This is a genomic window from Spiroplasma endosymbiont of Nomada ruficornis (assembly GCF_964030795.1).
GTDB classification, from domain to species: Bacteria; Bacillota_I; Bacilli_A; order Mycoplasmatales; family VBWQ01; genus Spiroplasma_E; species Spiroplasma_E ixodetis_A.
Map to the genome: position 1 here is coordinate 192,889 of NZ_OZ034962.1, position 20,194 is coordinate 213,082.

Genomic DNA, 20,194 nt, shown 5'->3' on the forward strand with positions numbered 1-20,194 from the left:
AAACTCCTTACTTTTTTCTAAACTAAATTTAGCATTATGAAATTTTTATATGAGAATTTTTTGCAATTTTATTTACTTGCACTTACAAGTATAATTCAGCAAATAATAAAACAGTAATAGCTCCTAGCGTCAAGCCAATAGTTAGAAATATAAAAGGATTACTAATTATATTATTAATTAATTTATATAAAGCAAAGACCAAGTTAATTAAAATAATTGTTGGAATAAGGATTAAACATAAATATTTGAAACCTTTATTTCATTTAACTCATGAATATTGATTATTAAATTCTTTTAAACTATCATAACATTTTCAAATAAGGATAACACCAATTAATTCACAAATACCAGTAACTCATATTGCAAGTCCATCAATTAAAGGACTACTATTATTAAAGCAGAATATTAAACCAAGCATAAAACTACTAATAATCATTATTAATAATGCTTGATAACGTTTAATGCCATAACAACTAATTAGAGGATTAACAACGGCTTCAGCTATTGCTATTAATGAAGATATACCAGCAAAAAATACTGATAAAAAGAAAAGGAAAGCTAGGGTGTGACTTAAAAATGGAAGATGTGTTTGCTCAGTAATGATTGCAAAAACTTGTGGAAAAACTTGAAAAATTAAAGTTGGACCCGAAATAAATACTTCATCAATAGTTTTATGCTGATTATATGCAATTGCACCGATTCCTCCAAAAACAGTACATGTTGTTAATAAAGCAACAATAACAGTACCAACCATAATAATTAAACCTTTATTAGTATTACTAGTACCAATTGGCGCATGACTTGAAAAAATAATAATGACACCTGTACAAGTTGAAAGCATAAAGAAGGCTTGTCCAAAAGCATCAGTTCAAATGCTACTAGTTAATATTTTTTTACTATTAAAACTAAACATTGTTTTTAAACCATCTAGAGCACCAGGTAAAGTTAAAACATAAATCATCATCATTAAAATCATGATAAATAGGCTAGGAATAAAAATTTTATTTGCTAAATCAATCCCTTTAACAACGCCACCCAACAAAATAACACCAGTAATAATTCAAACCATAATTAAACTAATTAAAACTCAAATACTAATATTACCCAATTGACTAAAATTTTGTGGTACATCGTTGGAAGTTTGACCAATTAATTTATTTAAGAAAAATCCTTGTTGATTTAAACCAGGAAGAAAAGACATAACTATTGCCAATAATGATCAAGCGACAAGAACACTATAAAATACACCCATTATTCAAACAACTGCAGTTTGTAAAAATCCAAAGAAAGTCCCAGGAGTTTTTGCTAAATCTTTAAAAATTTCAACATGATTTTTACGATATTTATTACCTAAATTGATTTCAATTAATAAAATTGGTAAAGCACAGACAATTAGTGCAATAAAGAATGGAATTAAAAAGATACCACCATGTTTATTCATTTGATTTGGAAATCCCCAAATACTTCCTAATCCTACAGCAGCACCCAGTACTGACATAATAAATCCTCATGTAGTTATGTTTTTTTCTTTTTGCCTTTCATATAATCAGTCCCTTTATTTTTAGATAGTATTATGAATTTTACACAATAGTGATCAAAGTTACAATATATATTAGTAATATATTTTTAATCTTTAGTTAAAAGTTATATTTTTTAAAACCATTAAAATTTAAATTTAAAAATATCAATGTATAATATTCTTAGTTATGTATATTTGATTTTTGTTTATTAGGAGGAAGATAGATGATAAAGATATTACTTACGTGTTCAGCTGGTATGAGCACTTTAAGACTAGAAGCAAATATGAAAGAGTATATTAAAGAGTTAAATTTAGATTATGAAGTGAAAGCATTAGGTGCTACTGAAGCAAAAGCATCTTTTGCTAAAGGTGAAAAATGGGATGTTGTTTTATTAGGACCACAAGTAAGTTATATGAAAAATGATTTTACTAATATTATTGGAAATGCTGCTCTTAATATTATTCCAGCAGCAGTTTATGCGATGGTTCAAGGTAAAGAAACGTTAGAATTAGCAATGAGTTTGTTAGAAATTAAAAAATAATACTATGAGCATTAAAGAAAAAGAGAAAAGTAATAATATTGATTTTGAAAAAATTTCACTTGAAATAATTTCTTTTTCTGGAAAAGCAAAATCTTTAGCAATAGAAGCAATTACTCTCGCTAAGGAAGGACAATTTGAAACAGCATTAAAAATGATTGATGAAGCAAACGATAATATTACTAAAGCTTTGCAATCACATATGAGCGTCATTGTTGAAGAAGGTAAAGGTTATCAATTACCTTTTTCAGTATTGTTTATGCATTCTGAAGATCATTTGTTAACAACACAAATGATGATTGAAATTAGTAAAGAATTTATGAATTTATATCAATTTATAAACAGAAAAAAATAAAAATAGGCATTTGCCTATTTTTATTTAAAGTATAAAATTAATCTTTTGGTTTTTTTTCAAAATCTTCTCCATCTTTTTCTAATCCTTTGATTGGACAAAGTAGAGGATAATTTTCTTTACAATAATCACAATGTCATTTTTTCTTTTTGAAAATTTCTTTAAATTTTTTAAACATTATATTTTTTCTCTCTTTCTTTTCATTATTTTTTTGTAAGTATATTTTATTCTTGTTCAAGTTCTGTTCATGAGCCAGTAGTGTTAGTTACTACTTTTCATCCTGTATTACTATTTTCGAATTTAGTTTTTAATTGATTAAAATTCTCAATAATTTTTTCAGATAAAGTATATAAATCTTTGTTTGAGATATAACCTTTTCAACCACTTGCATCTCATTCGGGAAATCTAGAAATAATATTAAAAATTTCAGTTTTATTTTTATTAGTATTTAAAATTTTTTGTCATTCATATCGACTTAATGCAATTTTTAAAGTATCATGTCATAAAAATTTATAATATTTTTCTATTATATTTTTATCGTGAGTATTTGGTGAAAATTGTGGCTTTTTACTAAACAAAGTTCCAAAATAGTAACATAGTTAAACTCCGTATGTATTGTATCCACGTATACTAGTTAAAGATTTAAGAATATTCATTAATACCTCTGATAATTTATATATGTTAGGTTTTGCTCAATTATTTCCTTGATAAGGAAATTTTATGGTATCGTAGTATATTTTTTCTCTTAATTTTTCAAGGTCATTTAAAGAAAAAAGTTTAAATCAACTATCTAAAGTACTACTTTTTATATAAATTAATGTTGCAGGACTTTTTGAATTTTCTTTTCAGACAGTACAAATTTCATCTTTTCCATCATATTTTATTGGTTCATTTTTTAAAATATTTGTAGTTTTAATTTCGGTGTTTAAAATAGAATTTAAGTTTCCAATTGATGATGAAACCGTTAAAAAACTTACTGCTGTTAATAGTGTTTTCATAATCATTCCCCCTTTTTAGTTTTTTTACTTTATATAAAAATTATTTTAATTATCTGTTTAAAATTTTACTATATTCTAAGTAAAATAAAATATAAACGATAATAAGTCAATTTTAAACATTGGATTTATTTGATAACTAAACTTTAAATTTTTTAAGAAATTTATTATAATTTTTTATACTTATAAAAATCAAAAAATAAGTATAGTATTTATATTGTTTTATAATAATTTTAATTATATAAAAGTTTTATTATTATTTTATTTAAAATAATATGGTATTGTATATAGAATGTTTTAAAGGAATATAAAGTTATGTTTAAATTAAAAGCGCCTTATAAACCAACAGGTGATCAACCTGAAGCAATTAGAAAATTAGTAGTAGCTATTAAAAATAATATTAAATACCAAGTATTATTAGGAGCCACTGGTACGGGTAAAACTTTTACAATGGCCAATGTTATTGTGCAAGTGCAAAAACCAACTTTAATTTTAGTACATAATAAAACATTAGCTATGCAATTATATGGAGAATTGAAAACTTTTTTTCCTGAAAATCGCGTTGAATATTTTGTTTCATATTTTGATTTTTATCAACCCGAGGCATATTTACCAAAAACCGATACTTATATTGATAAAAATTCTAAACAAAATCAAGAAATTGAAATGTTAAGATTAAGTGCTTTAAATGGTTTATCTATTAGTAAAGATGTTATTGTTGTAGCATCAGTAGCAGCAATTTATGGTGAACAAGAACCAACAGCATATAAAGATAACTTTTTTGAATTGAGAAAAGGACAAAAAATTAATAGAAAAGATTTATTATTAAGACTAATTAAAAATGGATATGTACGTAATGATATTACATTAGAACCGGGTAGTTTTAGTGCAAAAGGTGATTTAATAAAGTTAGCTCCATCTTGAAATGATCAATTTTATTTAAGAATTAGTTTATTTGGTGATGAAATTGAAGAAATAGCACGTATTGATACATTAGGCGCTAATGTTTTAGAACGTTTTCCCTTTATTACAATTTTTCCTGCGCAAAATTATATTACTAGTAAAAGTCGTGTTGATCAGGCAGTTATTAAAATTACTGAAGAGTTAAAAATAACATTAGCACAACTAAGAAAAAATAATATGTTAGTAGAAGCGCAAAGATTAGAACAAAGAACAGAACACGATCTAGAATCCTTAAAAGAATTTGGTATTTGTAGTGGTATTGAAAACTATTCTCGTCATTTAGAAAATAGAGAAGTGGGTTCAGCACCATATACTTTAATTGATTTTTTTCCAGATGATTTTTTAACAATTATTGATGAATCTCATATGACATTACCGCAAATTAGAGGAATGTATAATACTGATCGTAGCAGAAAAGAAACATTAGTAAAATATGGCTTTCGTTTACCTAGTGCTTTGGATAATCGTCCTTTAAATTTTAATGAATTTTCTAATAAGTTAAAGCAAGTTCTTTATACTTCAGCAACTCCTGCTGATTATGAATTATCTTTAATTAAAAATGAAGTTGAACCCTTTAATGTACCAGTTCAACAAATTATTCGTCCCACGGGTTTATTAGATCCAACAATTGAAATTAAACCAACTAAAAATCAAATGGAAGATATTATTAATCAAATAAAATTACGAACAAAAAATAATGAAAGAGTATTTATTACTACTTTAACAATTAGAATGGCAGAAGAATTATCAAATTTTTTACAAGAACAAAAAATTAAAGTTGCTTATATTCATAATGAATTAAAAACATTAGAACGTACTAAAGTTTTGTTAGATTTAAGAAAAGGTGTTTTTGATGTTATTGTTGGTATTAATTTATTACGTGAAGGATTAGACGTACCAGAAGTGTCATTAATCTGTATTTTGGATGCTGATAAATCTGGTTTTTTACGTAATACTAAATCATTAATCCAAACTATTGGTCGCGCAGCACGAAATGTTAATGGTCATGTTATACTATATGGAGATATTAAGACAGAGGCAATGACACAAGCAATTGAAGAAACGCAAAGAAGAAGAGAAATTCAACTTGCTTATAATAAAAAACATAATATAGTACCAGTTACTGTTAAAAAACCATTGAGTGAAATCGTGAGTACTAGAGAATTAGATGTTGATTTAAAAATTTTAAATTCAAGTAAAGGTAAAACAAAAATAGCTGCTAAAACAAAGATAATTGCTGATTTAAGAGTTGAAATGTTACAAGCAGCTAAAGATTTAAATTTTGAAAAGGCAGCTTCACTTCGTGATTTAATTTTGAGTATTGAAAGTGAAAAATAAAGGAGTAAAATAAGTTGATCGATAAAGCACAAAAAGGTATTTTGATAAGTCCAAATACTAAAATTAATCCTCATATACCAACAATATTTTTAATAAAAAATTATATTACTAAACCTAAAATTTTTATTGGTGATTATACTGATTATCATGATTTTAATGGCGAACAAGCAGCTATTGATTTTGAAAATAAAAATATAATTTATCATTTTCCAAATATGATAGATGATGAATTAATTATTGGTAAATTTTGTTCAATTGCACAAGGTGTTTTATTTATAATGAATGGTGGCAATCATAATTATTCTGCAGTTTCAACATTTCCTTTACCATTATTTTATAAATCATTAAATTTATCAGAAGTTACAGAAAAAGATAAATTAGATAAATTTCCGATTAAATCACCAACAGTGATAGAAAATGATGTTTGAATTGGTCATGATGTGACTCTTAAGAGGGGTAACTATTGGTAATGGGGCAGTAATTGCAGCTAAAAGTGTAGTTACAAAAAATGTACCTCCTTATGCTATTGTTGGTGGTAATCCTGATAAAATTATAAAATATCGTTTTTCTAAAAAAATAGTTCAAAAATTACAAAATATAAAAAATGATGAGATTGATCTATTGAAAAGATTGTTGAAAATTCGGATTTGTTAAAACAAAATTTTTATAATAAAATATTACAAGAACTTGTAAAAGAAAGTAATAGTTTAAATAAAATAAAGGGGTAATAAAAAATATGAAAAAATATGGTTATTTAACTACTAAAATAGGTTTAATTGAAATCATAGTAGTTGCAGAACAAGTAGTAAAAGTTAGCTTCGTTAATACTCGTCAAGTTGCTAAGGATAGTAGTAATATAGTGGTAGTTAATTGCTTAAAACAACTAGCAATGTATTTTGATAAAAAATTAAGTGATTTTAACTTACCAATAGCTTTAAAAGGAACTCCTTTTCAAGAATTAGTATGGAGTAAAACTTGTACTATTCAATTTGGGACAACTTTAACTTATCAAGAATTAGCGCAAAAGATAGGTTATCCAAAAGCAAGTAGGGCAGTGGGTTCAGCTTTAAGTAAAAATCCATTAGCAATTATTGTTCCTTGTCATCGTGTTGTTAATAAAAATAAGAATATTGTTAATTATCTTTATGGTGCTCATATTAAAAATTTTTTATTAGCACAAGAAAGTAAATAAGGTATAAGATTATTTTTTTATGATTGATTATCTTTTTTTTGATTTTTAAAATTGTTAACAATTTTAACTACATAATTTTTAATATAGTAAACAGGATATCCTGCTAACATAACAGCAATTAAAATTAGTGAATTTCATAATGCTCACATATTATTATTTTGTGTACCATAATAATACATTGCCAAAAATGATCCAACAATAGCAATTATTGCTCCTAAATAACCAATAATAATGAAAAAGTAAAATCAAAAATTATTAAAAATCTTTTGGTAGTCTGGATGTTTGCGCCTTAAAAAGATAATGACTGAATTAACAATTAATTTTAAAAAACTAATAGCAATAATAAAGTCATTAGTTACTTCATACAATTGATTTCATAAAATATAAATTAAAGCAGCAAATATTAATAGTAACATAGCAGCTCATGGCATATTAGTTCTTTTAGTTGTTTTTTGAAAAAATTTAAACAAATCTTTTTCTTCACTCATTTTAAAAATTAAACGTGATTGATAAAGTAGAAATGCATTTAGTGAACCAACAAATAATAAAATTGCTAGTCCTGAAAAAATATAAGCTAAAACATGAGGAATATTAGGATTATTGATAATAGCATAATATCAAACGTTACTAAATCCATCATTTTTATCTAATCATGAAAGTGGTTCATTAATAGTTAACAAAGCAATTAATAGTATTAGATATAAAAAGATAATTAGTCCTGTTGCAACAATTAAAGCTCAAAGTACATTTTTTCTTGTATTTTCTACTTCTTCAGTAACATAAGTTATTGCTTCAATTCCTGAATAGGCAAATAGTGTCATTGTTGTTGCTGGTAATAAAACATAAGTTGCAAGAAAAATTTTTGATAAATCTTTTTGAACTATTTCACTATTAAAGCTATCTGTATTGCCATAAATCATAGCAATAAATAAAACAAAAGTAATTGGTAATCCTTTTAAAATTGTAAAAATAATTTGTGTTTTTCCAGAACTATTTTTAATAAATATTTGGACTATAGCTAACGCAAATAAAATTAAAATTCCAAATAATTTTATCAACCATTGGTTAGTAATATGAACTAAAGTACCAATAATATTACCTAATGCTAAAGTAGCAGAAGCAACGGCAGTAGCACTAACCATTAAAACTAAAATCCATCCCAATCAAAACGAACAAGCCATTCAATTTGCTTTTTTTAATCAATAATAAGCACTTCCATTTCCTGGAAAAGAAATAGCAGTTTCTGCTAGTAATAACATTTCTGGCAAAATTAAAATACCGCCTAAAATTCAGGCACATATCATTAAAATCGGATTAAATCCACTTTGAAACGCTACTTGTCCAAATGAAATTAGTACTGATGATCCAACTGTGGCAGAAATTGCCATCATTAATATTACTCAAAACGAATACTTCTTTTTTAATTTCATGTCTTTTTCCTATCTCTATTTTTTTATTTCGTATGTATTGATAAAACTTTTTATTTTATTAATGTAAGTTTGATAAGCATTTGGTAAGGTTTCAATATGATCAATATTTTCCAAAAATAAATAATCATAATTTTTATAATGGAGTTTAACTTGATAATTATGAATGACATTAGCCATGAAAAATGGGACAAAATTATCTTTTTTACCGTGAATTAATAAAGTAGGAACTTGAAAACCTGTTTTGCTTTTTTTTAATAAATCATATTCTAAAATATTTGTATTTGTAAATTTTTGATATCTTTTTGCTCAACCATTACTAATTAATCATCAAGGTTTTTTATAACGATATTGCATGACGTAACGAAATTGAACAAGTAGATTAGAGAATCCACAATCAGTAATTGCCCAGTTAATTAAATTGGTTACTTTATAATTAAATAAATAATAATTAATTGTTGATGCACCCATACTATTACCAATTAAACCAATACTGCTAACTTGATAATTATCTTTTATTCAATTAATTAAACAATTAATATTTTCAGCACAAGTAAGACCAATGTCACTATATTGGCCATAAGTTTTACCGTGAGCAACACTATCAAAAGTTAAAATATTGTATCCTTCTTCATAAAATCATGACACTAATCTTAATGCTAAATATTTATTTTCTGTTCAACCATGAAAGCCAATAACTCATTTATCACTTTTCTTTTTTTGAATGACAGTTAGACAACTAATGTTTTGATTATTATCATTTTTAATGGTAAATTCTTGATAATTTTCTTTTTTTCAATCAATTGGATAGCCATATTTATTAAGATCTTTAATTTGACAATCATATTGATGATAATTAAAACTATTAATATCAACTGTTTGTTCGTTATTTATTTTAAATTTACCTTCTTTTTGATAAGAAAAACAAAATTCTAAAAATTGTTTTTGATATTTTTTTGAATAAAAATAAACAAAAGGAAATAATAGAATAACTAATAACATTTTGCTAAAAGAATAACAAAATTTTTTATAACCAGTTAATAAAATTTTTTGATTCACAGACGTGTTGATTACTGTCATTTTTTAAGCCTTTTCTAAACTACTAAACTACTAATTATTTTACACTATCTTATCAAATGTTTAAAATATTAATGTATGTTAATTTAATTATTTTAAAATAATTAAATTAATAATTTTTATAACTTAATTGTTTTTCAATTTTAATAATAATTTTTAATATTTAATTTTATTAATAATTGCTTTCTAGGAAAGTTTATTGTATAGTAATGTTTTCAGTTGTAAACTTTAAGTGAGATTTATTTAAAATTATCTTTAAATAAATCTTATTTAAAATTGAAACAAAATAATATTTTCAATAATTTTCATTATGCTAAATTGTAAAGGTAAGTGCAACTAAATTATTTTTCTATCCAAATATTCGATTGGTGAAAGATAATTTAGTATTTTTCTCGGTCTTTGATTTAAAGACAATATAAATTTATGAACTTCATTTTTATTAGTTTTTGAAAAAATAAATTTTTTAGGAAATTTTTCTCTAATTAAACCATTAGTATTTTCATTAGTACCTCTTTGTCAAGGTGAATATGGATTGGCAAAATAAATTTTTACATCTAAATTTTTTTCAAGTTGTTGTCAATTTGAAAATTCTTTGCCACGATCAAAAGTAATAGTTTTAACAATGTTTGGGAGCGTACCGAAGATGTCGATAAATAAAAATTTTTAAAAATAACTCCTTTCTTTTTTAAACTATTAAATTAAAAAATAAATGACAAAAGACGAGAATAAAATTCTTGTCTTTTTTTGTAATTGTAAAATTTTAAAATTTTTAATAACCGTCTTTAGCACTATTATCAACACGTGTTAGGGAAATAAAAAAGTGAACTACAACATAGTTGTTAAAAATAGTAGCTAGCATGTGGACTTGCATGGATAAATAAAAAGTGGAGTGATACCTAATAAAATATACTAACCAGAAATGGTAATTCTTGGGGTGGGAGCGAATTGGAAACTAGTATATATAGACCCGGAGTGGGGACCAACTATTATTCTTTATTTAACCAACCTTGCCACTACCAAGTGAGCAAGTGTTGGTTTTATTTTTTATTTTTTTTTGAAAAATTTTTGGGCGAGAAAATAAATTTCAAACTTGTAAAAAAAATTGAGCGGGACCGGTTCAATTAAAATATTAATTTGCTAAACGCAAATTAAATAAATATTGAATCGAATGCCTCAATGTTTTTTAAAATTTCACAATTTATTTTTGAGCCCAGAATTGCTGGAATGAATAAAACAAATAGTAGTATTATTAATAATCTAAGAATAAAAATATATGTTCTTTATGCTAGAAGCAACAGAACATATTAGGAAAGGATTATTATGCAAATAGAATTTAAAAAAGAACAAATTGTTAAAGATAAACCACAATCTATTCTTATTGATTATGTTGAATATAAATTATCTCTTCCAAAATGAATGATTAAAAATAATTCTTTTATTGTTGATAACAGTTGCACATATTGAGTTTTTAATTTAGAAAATATTAAAAAAGAATTAAGTGGTAATGAATTAATAAAGTTATTAGAACCATATATTAAAGACCAAAAAATAACTGTTAATAAACCAACTGCTCCAAAATAATATTATCTTAATTATATAAAACTTGAACAATTAACATTTTATGAACAGCATAATAGTTGATTTATGGGTGAAATAACAGATAACAAAACTAAAATTACTAATCCTTGTTTTAAATATAACATTACGTGAGAAGAAAACAGAAAAGGTTTTAAAATAAATAATCCATATAAACATGATGATTTACCAATTAATTATATAGTTACTTCTTATAAGGAAATTTCAACTCATAATGAAAAAGTATTTTTGTTGAACATGTAAACAAAATAAATTAGATTATTTATTCTTTAATAATAATGATATAAAAACAAGAAAATATTTTTTAAGAGATAAAAATAGTAAAGCAATTTGTTATGACTGTATTTTAAATATTAGGTTAAGTAGGAGGTATAAATATGAATAAAGAAAAAATACTTGAATATCTTAAAGATGAATGAGAATGAAATAAAGAAATGAGAGACGATGAAAAAGTAACTAAACTTTGAAAAAGTTGTTTTAATGGAAGATTAAATCTTATATCTCAATTAAATCAAAAAATTAAAAATGGTGAATTTGATTAATAATGCAATATGACTTAATTATTGGGATTGACCCCGCTGGTATTGGTAATAATGGAATTGTTATATATTCAAATGAAACAAATAGGATTATTTATACAGAAACATTCAACACAACACATGTTTTTGAAAGTAAAAATCGTTATAAAAGAATATTATCAATAATCAAAGAACAATTTTTTGAAAACAAAATATTAGTTATTGTAGAAAATTTCTTTTTAAGTTCAAAACAATTATTAACTAATCCATTAGCAACTCCTAAAATTATTGGTTCATTAATGGTATTAGTACAAGATGTTTTCAACTGAGATTATCTAGAAAACCAACCAAAAAATAAAAATAAAATAACAAATTATAAAGGAAATATAAAATTAACAAAACATGAACAAGATGCATATAAACACATTCAATACTATTTAAGGAATTATAAAAATGAAAGATAAAGCCAATTATGTCAAATTAACAGTAAAACTAAGTAACACTATTGAAGCAAAATATTACGAAAAAGGTAATAAAGAATTATATTATAGTGTTCGTGGTCAATGAAATGGTTTAAACTATGTTACTTTAATTTTTAATAATCCAAAATTTTATAACCGATGTATTTTATTAAACAAAAACGATGAAATTATTGTCACTGGTCAAATTTTTAATACTTTAAACATTCCTAAAATCGTGTATTTTGTTCAATTAATGTTAAATGATTTAAAAAATGAAAAGAGTAAAAAATGATATGATGAGAAATTTTATTAATAGCACCAATATTAATAACAAGTATAACACTAATAATATTTTTAATATTTATTATTAAAGAATTAAAAAATGAATATAAAGTATTAAAAATATTAAGTGAAATTGCTAATCAAATTGAAAATAAGGAGAATAAATAATGAAATGTTTTCTTTGCATGCATGGAGAAATATATTCTCCAAAAACCTTGTATAAAATAAAAAAATTGAAAAAAATAATTTACCAAGATAGAGATATTGATAGTGAAGATTTTAAGAAAAGATATGAATATCTTTTAAAAAAATTAGGTGATGGTGATAATCAAATTATTTCAATAAATTTCTTAATAAAGCAAGAAAGAAATAATAGAAAGGAGAATAAATAATGAATAAAGAAGTATGTTGTGAAGATTGTTGTGTATGTGATAAAAAACATGATTTATTTACTTGCGAAAAAAACTGCTGAGAAATGTATGTGAACATTGTTATCAAGGTGATAAAGAACATAGAAATAAAGTTGATGAAATTAATAAATCAAGACATAAAAATTGTATTAATAAAGAAAGATTTATGCAATATCTTAAAAACACATATCGCTTAAACGGATATTATGAAGAAGTTTATAAACCAATTAAAACCAGAATTAAAGACCGGTGATTTGATAATGACTAATTATTTACTTTCAATTGACCCAAGTATTAAAAATACTGGATTTACTTTATGAAAAAAAGTTTATTTACATGATAAATATGATTTTTGAAATTGAAAACCAATATTTGTTAAAAGTTATAATTTAAAAGAATATGATGGACAAAGAAAATTTTATTGAGATATAAAAGTTAATGATAATGAATTGGATTTAATTATTGAACGTGGTACTTTTAATTCAAAAAATGGTATTGGTTATGAAACTCAAGAACATTTACGTGGTTTTATTGCAGGACAATTTAATAAATTATTAACAAAAGATATGTTAATAAGTCCAAGTGAATGAAAGAAATGATATGAACGTTATGACCCACCTATTTTTTGATTAAGACCTTGAGATAAAGAACTAAGTATATATGTTGCTGAAGAAATTATTAAAGAAATAATTGAAATATAAAAATATCAAATCATGATGAAGCAGATAGTTTATTAATTGGTTGATATTATTTAAATAAGGAGAATAAATAATGAATAAAGAAAAATTACTTAAATATATGAAAGATATAATTAAATGAACTAAAAAAATTAATTATACAAACTCTGATTTGGACAAAAATATTTTAAATTTATTAATTGAAAAAATAGAAAAAGGTGAATTTGATAATGACTAAATTAACAGATTTATTTGGTCAAGATAAAATAGAAATATTTTCACCAAATCCCAAAGATTTAACAGATAGTAATGATATAAAAGCAATTATTTTATGAAAATATCCTAATGTTATTGCTGAATATTTAGTTGTTTCTCAACCACATGCAAATACTGCTATTTTAGTTGGTGATAACGTTCACTATACAGGTTGAGTTGAAGTGTTTATTAAACCAAAAAATGAAGGAGTAAATGAAAATGCCAAATGACACGAATGTACAATCAAATAACTATACTTTATTAAAAATAATAAGAATTGGAATAAGTCCATTATCAGCAATGATTGGTACAAGTGCTTATTATGGTCAAATTATTGGTAATCCAGTATTAGGAAGTATTAATGCTTTATTATTTAGTAAAAAGTTAGGAATTGATATATGAAACTTAAATCAAATGCCAAGTACTAAAAAGAAAATATTAAATTCAAGTAAAAAAAATATTATTAGGTTTAGGAACTATTGGTTTAATTAATTATGCAAAATTTACAAAAATCAATCCTAATCCTGAACCACCACCTTGATTAACAACTACTACCACAGAAACACCACCATGACCATTATTATTAACTAATGATAATAAACAACAAATGGATTGAGATACATATATTAGTTTAAGTACTTATGGTATATCAAATCTAATTGGTGGGTTAAGTGAACTAATACCTAATAGATTTGAAGTAATAAGAAAAATATGTAATATGGCAACTAGTGGATGTCTAATTTCAAGTGGTGTAGCTATGGGTATAAATAATGATTTTAATAATGCTTATGCAGTACCAACAATAGTTGCTGGTGCAAGTTAAATTATACATAATTTATTACCTATGGAAACTACAAATTATAATCAAGAAATGCAAGAAACATCATTTACAAATGAAACAAGAAGATTAATTAATAGTGATGCTATTAGTAATAATAGTGGAAGTAGTGATGTTTTATATGAAAGACCAACTACATATGATAGTTTATAAAGGAGATGATAACTAATGAATAAAGAAAAATTGATTGAATATTATAACAATGAAATTCAGACATATAAAGAAAGAATGGAACAATTAAATAAAGAAATATCTTTATTGGTAACTATTATAAGTAATTCAAAATCAATGATTGAAAGAATTAATAATGGTCAATTTGACGAATAATTAAAAATAAATAATTGAAAGGAAATAATTGAAAATGAAAGAATTTTTACATGAATTAATTATTATTGGAACAAGTGTAGGAACATTAATTTGTAGAGAATTAATTGTTTGATTTAAAAGATTTATTACAACTCCAAAACATATTAGAAGAAATAATAAAGTGATGAAACATCAAAAAAAATTAGCAAAACTTAATGAAAAAATTAATGGAAAAGAAAATAAATAATAAAGGTGTGATTTAAATGTTAGAAAATGAAACTAATGTTGAACAAAATACTGAACCTTTAATTGAAAATAATAATTTACAACAAGAGCAAGAAATTAAGATTGTTGAATTAGAAAATAAGTTAAATAAACTTAATCAAGAAATTAAAGAAAAAGAAATAATTAATATATTTAAAAAATATCAAGTTAAAAAAGAATTTTATGAATTTTTAAAATTTAAAACAAGTAATATAGAAAATTCAAAAATTGAAGAAACTATTAAAAAAATGATTAAAGAACAACCACTATTTAAAGAACCAATTAATACAGGTGGTAAACAAGAAACAATATTAACAAATCAAGAAACTTCAATAAAAAGTAGTTTATTAGATTATAAAAAGAAAAATAATTTATAAAAGAAAGGAAAATTTAAAATGCCAAATCCAGTGCCATTTAAACAAAATTTAGATAATACTACAAAATTAGTAGAAACACCTGAATTTATAGAATTTTATAAACAATCAAATAGTCCATGAGCAAGTTTTTTTCCAATTGAAATGGTTAATTCTACAAAAATTGAATTTATAGTTAAAAAACCAAAAGACCCAACATTCAAAATACTTCATTGAAATGATAAAAGTAAAGGATTAGAAGTTGGTTATGTTGATACTGATAAAATTATTAAAGAAATTACAAAAGAAGCTAGTACAGGAGAAATGATTGGTGAAGTTGATTTATTTGCAGATAATGGGCAAAATTTACTAGAAAGTATGCAATATGAAGTTGCTAATGATTTAGCAGATTATTTAGCAAATAATGATACAAATACAATTGCTAAATCTGCCAAAAAAGTAATCATTACTGATACAACACCAGTAGGATATTTAAAATCAATGTTATCAGCATGAAATACTTTATTTCAATTAAGAAATAGTAATAATTGTAAATTTTTTATAACAAATAGTCTTTATGATACTTTAGTTTATTTAGCAGATAATAAAGGTTTAATTACTGATAATCAACTAGCACAACAATTAAGATTAAATGGAACAAATTTATATATTAAAGGTGTATTATGTCAAATTGTTATGGATGATTATATGACATTTAAAAATACTGAAAATAAAAATCAAATTATGAATTTTGTTTTAGCAACACCAAAAGCAATGAAAAGATATATGTTACAACAAACTAGTATATATGTTGAAGATATTAAAGATGGTAAAGTTCCAAAAAGATATTTAGTTGGTGGACAAGTAACAGGAGAATCTATTCCTTATATGTCAAACTCAGAAACAGAATCAAGATGAATGTTATGTGGTATTGTTAATAAAAAATATTTAAGTGAAGAAATTACAACATTAACAACTAATATTACTGCTGATACTACTAAAAAGAATAAATTATTAGATACAACAATTAAAAATACAACTGAACTAAATAATTTAAATCCAAATTTAACAACTCCAATTATTAATTATTTTAGTGATGCCCAAGGTCAAGTGGATGTAAGTAATCAAAACCAAAAAGCAGGAGATTTATATGTAGTAATCACTACTAATGACACTGATAAAAATTATCAAGGTTCAACAAATCCTATAAAAATAACTCTTAAATAAGGATAATTATTATGCCAATTGGTACAACTAGTACAGCAATACTTTTAAACATAAATAAACCAAAACATACTAGAACAAGTCAACAACAAGAACATAAAAGTTGATGATGAGAAATTTTAGAAATGATTGGTGTACAAGTAATAGCAGTAGCACTTGCTCCTTTTACTGGTGGATTAAGTGAAAGTTTAGCACTTGGTTTAGGTGCAAGTGATTTACTTGCTAGTATTAGTGCTGTTGGTGTAGAGTTTTTAACTGATTTTACTATTAATCAAGTTTATGATTATTTAAAAGGAAATGTTACACCATTAAATACTTTTTTTAATATATTACCTGCATTTGCTGGACTTAATAGAATTAGTCGTGGTTATCGTACAACTAAATTTATTAGTTTAGCAGAAAAAACTAAAACATTAGAACAAATTGGCATTAAAAAAGCAAAAAATTTACAAGAAATCATTAGTCAAGTAAGTGGAAAAGAAATTTTAACAGATAAAATTATTGGAAATAAACGTTATTTATTTAATTATAACCATGCTCCAAATCGCGAAACAATAATACAAAATTTAGGTTTTGTTGCTGAAAGACAATATAAAAATAATTTTGCAAAATTAGAAGTACAAGAATTAAAAAATTATTTATTATTACAAAATGAATTAATAAAGTTAAGTCCACAGTTAACTCCTAAATTTAAAATTAAAGATATTGATAAAGCAAACAATTTTTTACAAAAATATAATACTGATTTAAAAGAAGTATTAAAAATGAACCAACATGACTGATTAAATTTAGTTCATACAATACATGCAGAAAATAGATATGGAAAATCTTTAATTTTAGATTTACAAAAAATTCGTGCTAATGCAATTAAATTTAATTTTAAAAATAGTTCAATTCATAAATTAGTATTAAAAGCAAATCAAACTTTTAAATATTTTGATATTAAATTTTATTTTAAAAAAGGTTTAAATAAATTTTGAAAAGATACTTCATATTTTGAAAAAATAAGAATAAATATTTATAAATTACAAGAGAAATTCGAAAAATTAGAAAAACAAGCATTTGAAAAAATTAATAAATTAAAAGAAAAAACAATTGATGTATTTACAAGTGCTGAAAAGAAAGCAATTAAACATGCACAATTAATTCCATTAAATTCACCAGTATTTATGGCTTGTAAAATTCAACCTTTATCATTAGATAAATGTGGAATTACTATTTATCATCGTAATCCTAAATATAAACCAATTGTAGTTATTGATAGTATTATCAAAGCAGAAACTTTTGTTATTCAAATACATCCATTTCATTGATATAGATGATATAGCGGTTGATATATTGGATATGGAGTTAGTCAAAATAAATGATTAAAAAGTATTGCTTTTGCTCTACCAGTTGTACAACAAATGATTAAAGATAGTTTTAAAATTTATAGGCAAATATTAAGGACAATTAGAACTTATCATAAAGTAGTTAATGTTATTAATAATCCTATTGATAATTTCAATAAATCATTTAAAAGGGTGGGTTTAAAATTATCAGTTAATACTGTATTTGGTACTGGATTGTTAAGACATTTAGAAAAATTTGCATATAATCAAGTTGTAAAAAAAGGAAATAAAAAATTACAAAAAGAAATTATACATATATCACATAGAAAAACTAAATCAAAAACCAAACGTTATAAAAAAGCATTTTTTAAGGAATGATAAAATATGATTAATAAACTTTGAACTGGTGTCAGTTTAGAAAATTATAATAACTGATATCCATTAACTGGAACAATTACAGAAACACCACGACAATATATAAATACATGACCAAATGTTGATGATTGATTTAAAACATTTGCTATTCGTGCTCAAAATGATATTAATGCTTATCTTGATTTTATTTTATCTAAATTTCCTTTTGATAGTTTTAAAGATGAATTAATTAAAGAAACTTTAAGAGATATGGTTTATGTTATGGTTGAACATTGAGTATTTAATCGTACACCAATTGAATTTAATGTTGATGCTACTATTCAATTTAATAATGGTAATCAATTTAGTGCAAGTAGTACTCCTACGATTAATATTTGAGATTTAGCACCTAGTAGAATGAAAATATGAGCAAGATTAACAGAATTAAAACAAATATTTTCAAATTATAATAATGATGAAATAGATGTTGAAAAAATTGACTTAAAAGCATTTTATACTAGAAACCAAGTTAATGAATTAATTCAAGAACAAAAAGAATTTACATTATCAAAGCAAATAAAATTATATGATGATACCATTAATGGTAATAAAAATGAAACATATAGGGGACCAGTTACAAATTTAATAAATAAAGGTTATGTTGCAACAGAATATGACTCAAAAACTGAAACTATGATTTTAGATTGACCTAATGAAATTGGAACATTACCACCTGATGTTTTACAAAACAATCCACAAATTGGTGATTATACACATGCACCAACTTGTGATTTTTCTGCTAAACAACAAAAACGAATTACTACAAATGAAAATGAAATTACCAAATTAAATAGTGAATTAATTAAAACAAACGAAAATATTAATGATGTTAAAAATAATTGATTTAATATTGAAACTAGTCCCTTATGAAAAAAAGTTGAAAATAATAATATAGAAATATTTAAATGATATTTTATTAAAATCAGTTATCAATATTCAACAGAAAATAACTTTATGAAATTTTATAAAGTAATTAAAATTTATTTAAATAATGTTTTTAACGAATTTGAATTGTTAAATGTTGATTCCATGACTTATGGAGAACAAATACAAAATAAAAATATTTTAAATATTGGAACTATTTACTATAACAATAAAAAGAAACAATTTAGTGGTGGTGGTAATTCTTATCCTGAACTTGGAAAAATTAATTTAATTGGTGATATAGAAGAAATATATCAATATCAAGGAATAGATACACCAACTGAATTTATAGCAGAAGAAAATACTGAACATGATTATTATACAAAACTAGAAACAAATCAATTATTAGATAAAAAACAAGATAAGTTAATTGCTGGTGAAAATATTAAAATTGATGAAAATAATAAAATTAGTGCTACTTGCGGGAAAACTGATTTAACTGATTATTATAAAAAAGAAGAAGTAGATAAAAAATTAGACAATAAAATGGATAAAGACCAATTCAAATATGCTTTTTCTATAAATACTATTGGTACTGAAATTCCTAATTTAGAAACTACTGATAAAACTGTTGCTGGTGCTATTAATGAAATTATCAAAAAACAACCACAACCAATTCCAATTCCTCCAAGTAGTTCAATTTGAAAAGAAGTAGGAATAAGAGAAAAAAATAAATGAGATAATTGACAAATTACTTATGATTTTATAGTTAATAAAAGATATAAAGTTTATTATTCTTGAAATATATATAATAATGTTTTTGCAATTAAAGAATTTATTATAACTAATACAAAAATAGCAGGTGTACCAATAGAAGTTTTTAACAATAATACTAATGTCTTAGTTTTATCAGTACAACACTCAAAATTTATTACTATTTATTCTTTAAAAGGTAGCGATAAAGGTAATACATGAAAAGTAGAAGAATTACAGGAATAA

32 protein-coding genes and 1 pseudogene are annotated in these 20,194 nt (G+C 23.7%); 26 read left to right on the forward strand and 7 right to left on the reverse strand.

Annotated elements, in window-relative coordinates:
• Window positions 1-82 precede the first annotated feature (82 nt).
• The gene (locus AAHM79_RS01090; RefSeq protein ID WP_342257885.1) at window positions 83-1,498 is read right to left on the reverse strand and encodes a sodium-dependent transporter; all 1,416 of its coding nucleotides are present in this window, start codon (window positions 1,496-1,498) and stop codon (window positions 83-85) included.
• Window positions 1,499-1,743: 245 nt separating this feature from the next.
• On the opposite strand from AAHM79_RS01090, the gene AAHM79_RS01095 reads away from it, so the two are divergent.
• Together AAHM79_RS01095 and AAHM79_RS01100 are read left to right on the forward strand one after the other, a co-directional pair.
• Entirely contained in the window at window positions 1,744-2,061 is a 318-nt protein-coding gene (locus AAHM79_RS01095) for a PTS sugar transporter subunit IIB (protein ID WP_338958767.1), read from the forward strand.
• A 4-nt stretch (window positions 2,062-2,065) separates the two neighbouring features.
• Entirely contained in the window at window positions 2,066-2,413 is a 348-nt protein-coding gene (locus tag AAHM79_RS01100; RefSeq protein ID WP_342257886.1) for a PTS lactose/cellobiose transporter subunit IIA, read from the forward strand.
• Window positions 2,414-2,450: 37 nt separating this feature from the next.
• Here AAHM79_RS01100 and AAHM79_RS01105 read toward each other — a convergent pair whose 3' ends face one another.
• Genes AAHM79_RS01105 through AAHM79_RS01115 form a run of 3 tightly spaced genes read right to left on the reverse strand, consistent with a single transcriptional unit; the run spans window position 2,451 to window position 3,408 of the window.
• Window positions 2,451-2,588 carry a hypothetical protein gene (locus AAHM79_RS01105; protein ID WP_252320481.1) on the reverse strand — a complete coding sequence of 46 codons (138 nt, stop codon included), beginning with the start codon at window positions 2,586-2,588 and terminating at the stop codon, window positions 2,451-2,453.
• Between the two features lie 46 nt (window positions 2,589-2,634).
• Entirely contained in the window at window positions 2,635-2,988 is a 354-nt protein-coding gene (locus AAHM79_RS01110) for a hypothetical protein (RefSeq protein WP_342257887.1), read from the reverse strand.
• A gap of 21 nt (window positions 2,989-3,009) precedes the next feature.
• Window positions 3,010-3,408: a hypothetical protein gene (locus AAHM79_RS01115; protein ID WP_342257888.1), complete on the reverse strand. Its 399-nt coding sequence runs from the start codon at window positions 3,406-3,408 to the stop codon at window positions 3,010-3,012.
• A 312-nt stretch (window positions 3,409-3,720) separates the two neighbouring features.
• Between AAHM79_RS01115 and uvrB the strand changes: the two genes are divergently transcribed.
• The 3 genes and pseudogenes from uvrB (at window position 3,721) to AAHM79_RS01135 (ending at window position 6,898) form a co-directional block, all read left to right on the forward strand.
• A complete protein-coding gene (gene uvrB / locus AAHM79_RS01120) occupies window positions 3,721-5,706 on the forward strand; it encodes an excinuclease ABC subunit UvrB (RefSeq protein WP_342257889.1) in 1,986 nt (661 codons plus the stop codon).
• Window positions 5,707-5,720: 14 nt separating this feature from the next.
• Window positions 5,721-6,434, forward strand: a pseudogene (locus AAHM79_RS09605) (CatB-related O-acetyltransferase).
• Between the two features lie 8 nt (window positions 6,435-6,442).
• On the forward strand, window positions 6,443-6,898 hold the full coding sequence (locus tag AAHM79_RS01135; protein WP_174481403.1) for a methylated-DNA--[protein]-cysteine S-methyltransferase: 456 nt from the start codon (window positions 6,443-6,445) through the stop codon (window positions 6,896-6,898).
• A 17-nt stretch (window positions 6,899-6,915) separates the two neighbouring features.
• Here the strand turns inward: AAHM79_RS01135 and AAHM79_RS01140 are convergent, their stop codons facing one another.
• The 3 genes from AAHM79_RS01140 to AAHM79_RS09610 all read right to left on the reverse strand — a co-directional run bounded on the left by AAHM79_RS01140 (window position 6,916) and on the right by AAHM79_RS09610 (window position 10,059).
• A complete protein-coding gene (locus AAHM79_RS01140; protein ID WP_342257892.1) occupies window positions 6,916-8,328 on the reverse strand; it encodes an APC family permease in 1,413 nt (470 codons plus the stop codon).
• Window positions 8,329-8,343: 15 nt separating this feature from the next.
• Window positions 8,344-9,327 carry an alpha/beta hydrolase gene (locus tag AAHM79_RS01145; RefSeq protein WP_342257893.1) on the reverse strand — a complete coding sequence of 328 codons (984 nt, stop codon included), beginning with the start codon at window positions 9,325-9,327 and terminating at the stop codon, window positions 8,344-8,346.
• Window positions 9,328-9,738: 411 nt separating this feature from the next.
• A complete protein-coding gene (locus AAHM79_RS09610; protein WP_425289548.1) occupies window positions 9,739-10,059 on the reverse strand; it encodes an IS30 family transposase in 321 nt (106 codons plus the stop codon).
• 519 nt (window positions 10,060-10,578) lie between these two features.
• Between AAHM79_RS09610 and AAHM79_RS01150 the strand changes: the two genes are divergently transcribed.
• From AAHM79_RS01150 to AAHM79_RS01250, 21 genes are all read left to right on the forward strand, one after another.
• Complete coding sequence (locus AAHM79_RS01150) at window positions 10,579-10,710, forward strand: hypothetical protein (protein WP_338958910.1); 132 nt, start codon at window positions 10,579-10,581, stop codon at window positions 10,708-10,710.
• 12 nt (window positions 10,711-10,722) lie between these two features.
• Window positions 10,723-10,983: a hypothetical protein gene (locus tag AAHM79_RS01155; RefSeq protein ID WP_342257423.1), complete on the forward strand. Its 261-nt coding sequence runs from the start codon at window positions 10,723-10,725 to the stop codon at window positions 10,981-10,983.
• Window positions 10,984-11,046: 63 nt separating this feature from the next.
• Window positions 11,047-11,241, forward strand: a complete 195-nt coding sequence (locus tag AAHM79_RS01160; protein WP_342257314.1) for a hypothetical protein — start codon at window positions 11,047-11,049, stop codon at window positions 11,239-11,241.
• 134 nt (window positions 11,242-11,375) lie between these two features.
• On the forward strand, window positions 11,376-11,540 hold the full coding sequence (locus AAHM79_RS01165; protein WP_338957566.1) for a hypothetical protein: 165 nt from the start codon (window positions 11,376-11,378) through the stop codon (window positions 11,538-11,540).
• Window positions 11,541-11,542: 2 nt separating this feature from the next.
• Window positions 11,543-11,980: a hypothetical protein gene (locus tag AAHM79_RS01170; RefSeq protein ID WP_338957565.1), complete on the forward strand. Its 438-nt coding sequence runs from the start codon at window positions 11,543-11,545 to the stop codon at window positions 11,978-11,980.
• Window positions 11,970-12,290 carry a hypothetical protein gene (locus AAHM79_RS01175; RefSeq protein ID WP_342257315.1) on the forward strand — a complete coding sequence of 107 codons (321 nt, stop codon included), beginning with the start codon at window positions 11,970-11,972 and terminating at the stop codon, window positions 12,288-12,290. Before AAHM79_RS01170 ends, AAHM79_RS01175 begins: the two co-directional genes overlap by 11 nt.
• Window positions 12,266-12,427, forward strand: a complete 162-nt coding sequence (locus AAHM79_RS01180; RefSeq protein ID WP_338957563.1) for a hypothetical protein — start codon at window positions 12,266-12,268, stop codon at window positions 12,425-12,427. The genes AAHM79_RS01175 and AAHM79_RS01180 overlap by 25 nt, the downstream gene beginning before the upstream one ends.
• A gap of 17 nt (window positions 12,428-12,444) precedes the next feature.
• Complete coding sequence (locus AAHM79_RS01185) at window positions 12,445-12,651, forward strand: hypothetical protein (RefSeq protein WP_342257224.1); 207 nt, start codon at window positions 12,445-12,447, stop codon at window positions 12,649-12,651.
• Between the two features lie 61 nt (window positions 12,652-12,712).
• Window positions 12,713-12,937, forward strand: coding sequence for a hypothetical protein (locus tag AAHM79_RS01190; RefSeq protein ID WP_342257317.1), 225 nt, complete (start codon window positions 12,713-12,715; stop codon window positions 12,935-12,937).
• Complete coding sequence (locus AAHM79_RS01195; RefSeq protein WP_342257318.1) at window positions 12,876-13,370, forward strand: hypothetical protein; 495 nt, start codon at window positions 12,876-12,878, stop codon at window positions 13,368-13,370. Before AAHM79_RS01190 ends, AAHM79_RS01195 begins: the two co-directional genes overlap by 62 nt.
• A 70-nt stretch (window positions 13,371-13,440) precedes the next feature.
• Window positions 13,441-13,584, forward strand: a complete 144-nt coding sequence (locus AAHM79_RS01200; RefSeq protein ID WP_338957559.1) for a hypothetical protein — start codon at window positions 13,441-13,443, stop codon at window positions 13,582-13,584.
• Window positions 13,577-13,852, forward strand: coding sequence for a hypothetical protein (locus tag AAHM79_RS01205; protein ID WP_338957557.1), 276 nt, complete (start codon window positions 13,577-13,579; stop codon window positions 13,850-13,852). The genes AAHM79_RS01200 and AAHM79_RS01205 overlap by 8 nt, the downstream gene beginning before the upstream one ends.
• Window positions 13,821-14,093 carry a hypothetical protein gene (locus AAHM79_RS01210; RefSeq protein ID WP_342257221.1) on the forward strand — a complete coding sequence of 91 codons (273 nt, stop codon included), beginning with the start codon at window positions 13,821-13,823 and terminating at the stop codon, window positions 14,091-14,093. Before AAHM79_RS01205 ends, AAHM79_RS01210 begins: the two co-directional genes overlap by 32 nt.
• 115 nt (window positions 14,094-14,208) lie before the next feature.
• Window positions 14,209-14,424 carry a hypothetical protein gene (locus AAHM79_RS01215; RefSeq protein ID WP_342257894.1) on the forward strand — a complete coding sequence of 72 codons (216 nt, stop codon included), beginning with the start codon at window positions 14,209-14,211 and terminating at the stop codon, window positions 14,422-14,424.
• A 21-nt stretch (window positions 14,425-14,445) separates the two neighbouring features.
• Complete coding sequence (locus tag AAHM79_RS01220) at window positions 14,446-14,592, forward strand: hypothetical protein (RefSeq protein ID WP_342257895.1); 147 nt, start codon at window positions 14,446-14,448, stop codon at window positions 14,590-14,592.
• Between the two features lie 15 nt (window positions 14,593-14,607).
• Window positions 14,608-14,766 carry a hypothetical protein gene (locus AAHM79_RS01225; protein WP_338957552.1) on the forward strand — a complete coding sequence of 53 codons (159 nt, stop codon included), beginning with the start codon at window positions 14,608-14,610 and terminating at the stop codon, window positions 14,764-14,766.
• A gap of 34 nt (window positions 14,767-14,800) precedes the next feature.
• On the forward strand, window positions 14,801-14,992 hold the full coding sequence (locus AAHM79_RS01230) for a hypothetical protein (protein WP_338957816.1): 192 nt from the start codon (window positions 14,801-14,803) through the stop codon (window positions 14,990-14,992).
• A gap of 16 nt (window positions 14,993-15,008) precedes the next feature.
• Complete coding sequence (locus AAHM79_RS01235) at window positions 15,009-15,386, forward strand: hypothetical protein (RefSeq protein ID WP_342257219.1); 378 nt, start codon at window positions 15,009-15,011, stop codon at window positions 15,384-15,386.
• 18 nt (window positions 15,387-15,404) lie between these two features.
• The gene (locus tag AAHM79_RS01240; RefSeq protein WP_338958609.1) at window positions 15,405-16,589 is read left to right on the forward strand and encodes a hypothetical protein; all 1,185 of its coding nucleotides are present in this window, start codon (window positions 15,405-15,407) and stop codon (window positions 16,587-16,589) included.
• Window positions 16,590-16,600: 11 nt separating this feature from the next.
• Complete coding sequence (locus tag AAHM79_RS01245; protein WP_342257896.1) at window positions 16,601-18,298, forward strand: hypothetical protein; 1,698 nt, start codon at window positions 16,601-16,603, stop codon at window positions 18,296-18,298.
• Between the two features lie 3 nt (window positions 18,299-18,301).
• The gene (locus AAHM79_RS01250; RefSeq protein ID WP_342257209.1) at window positions 18,302-20,194 is read left to right on the forward strand and encodes a hypothetical protein; all 1,893 of its coding nucleotides are present in this window, start codon (window positions 18,302-18,304) and stop codon (window positions 20,192-20,194) included.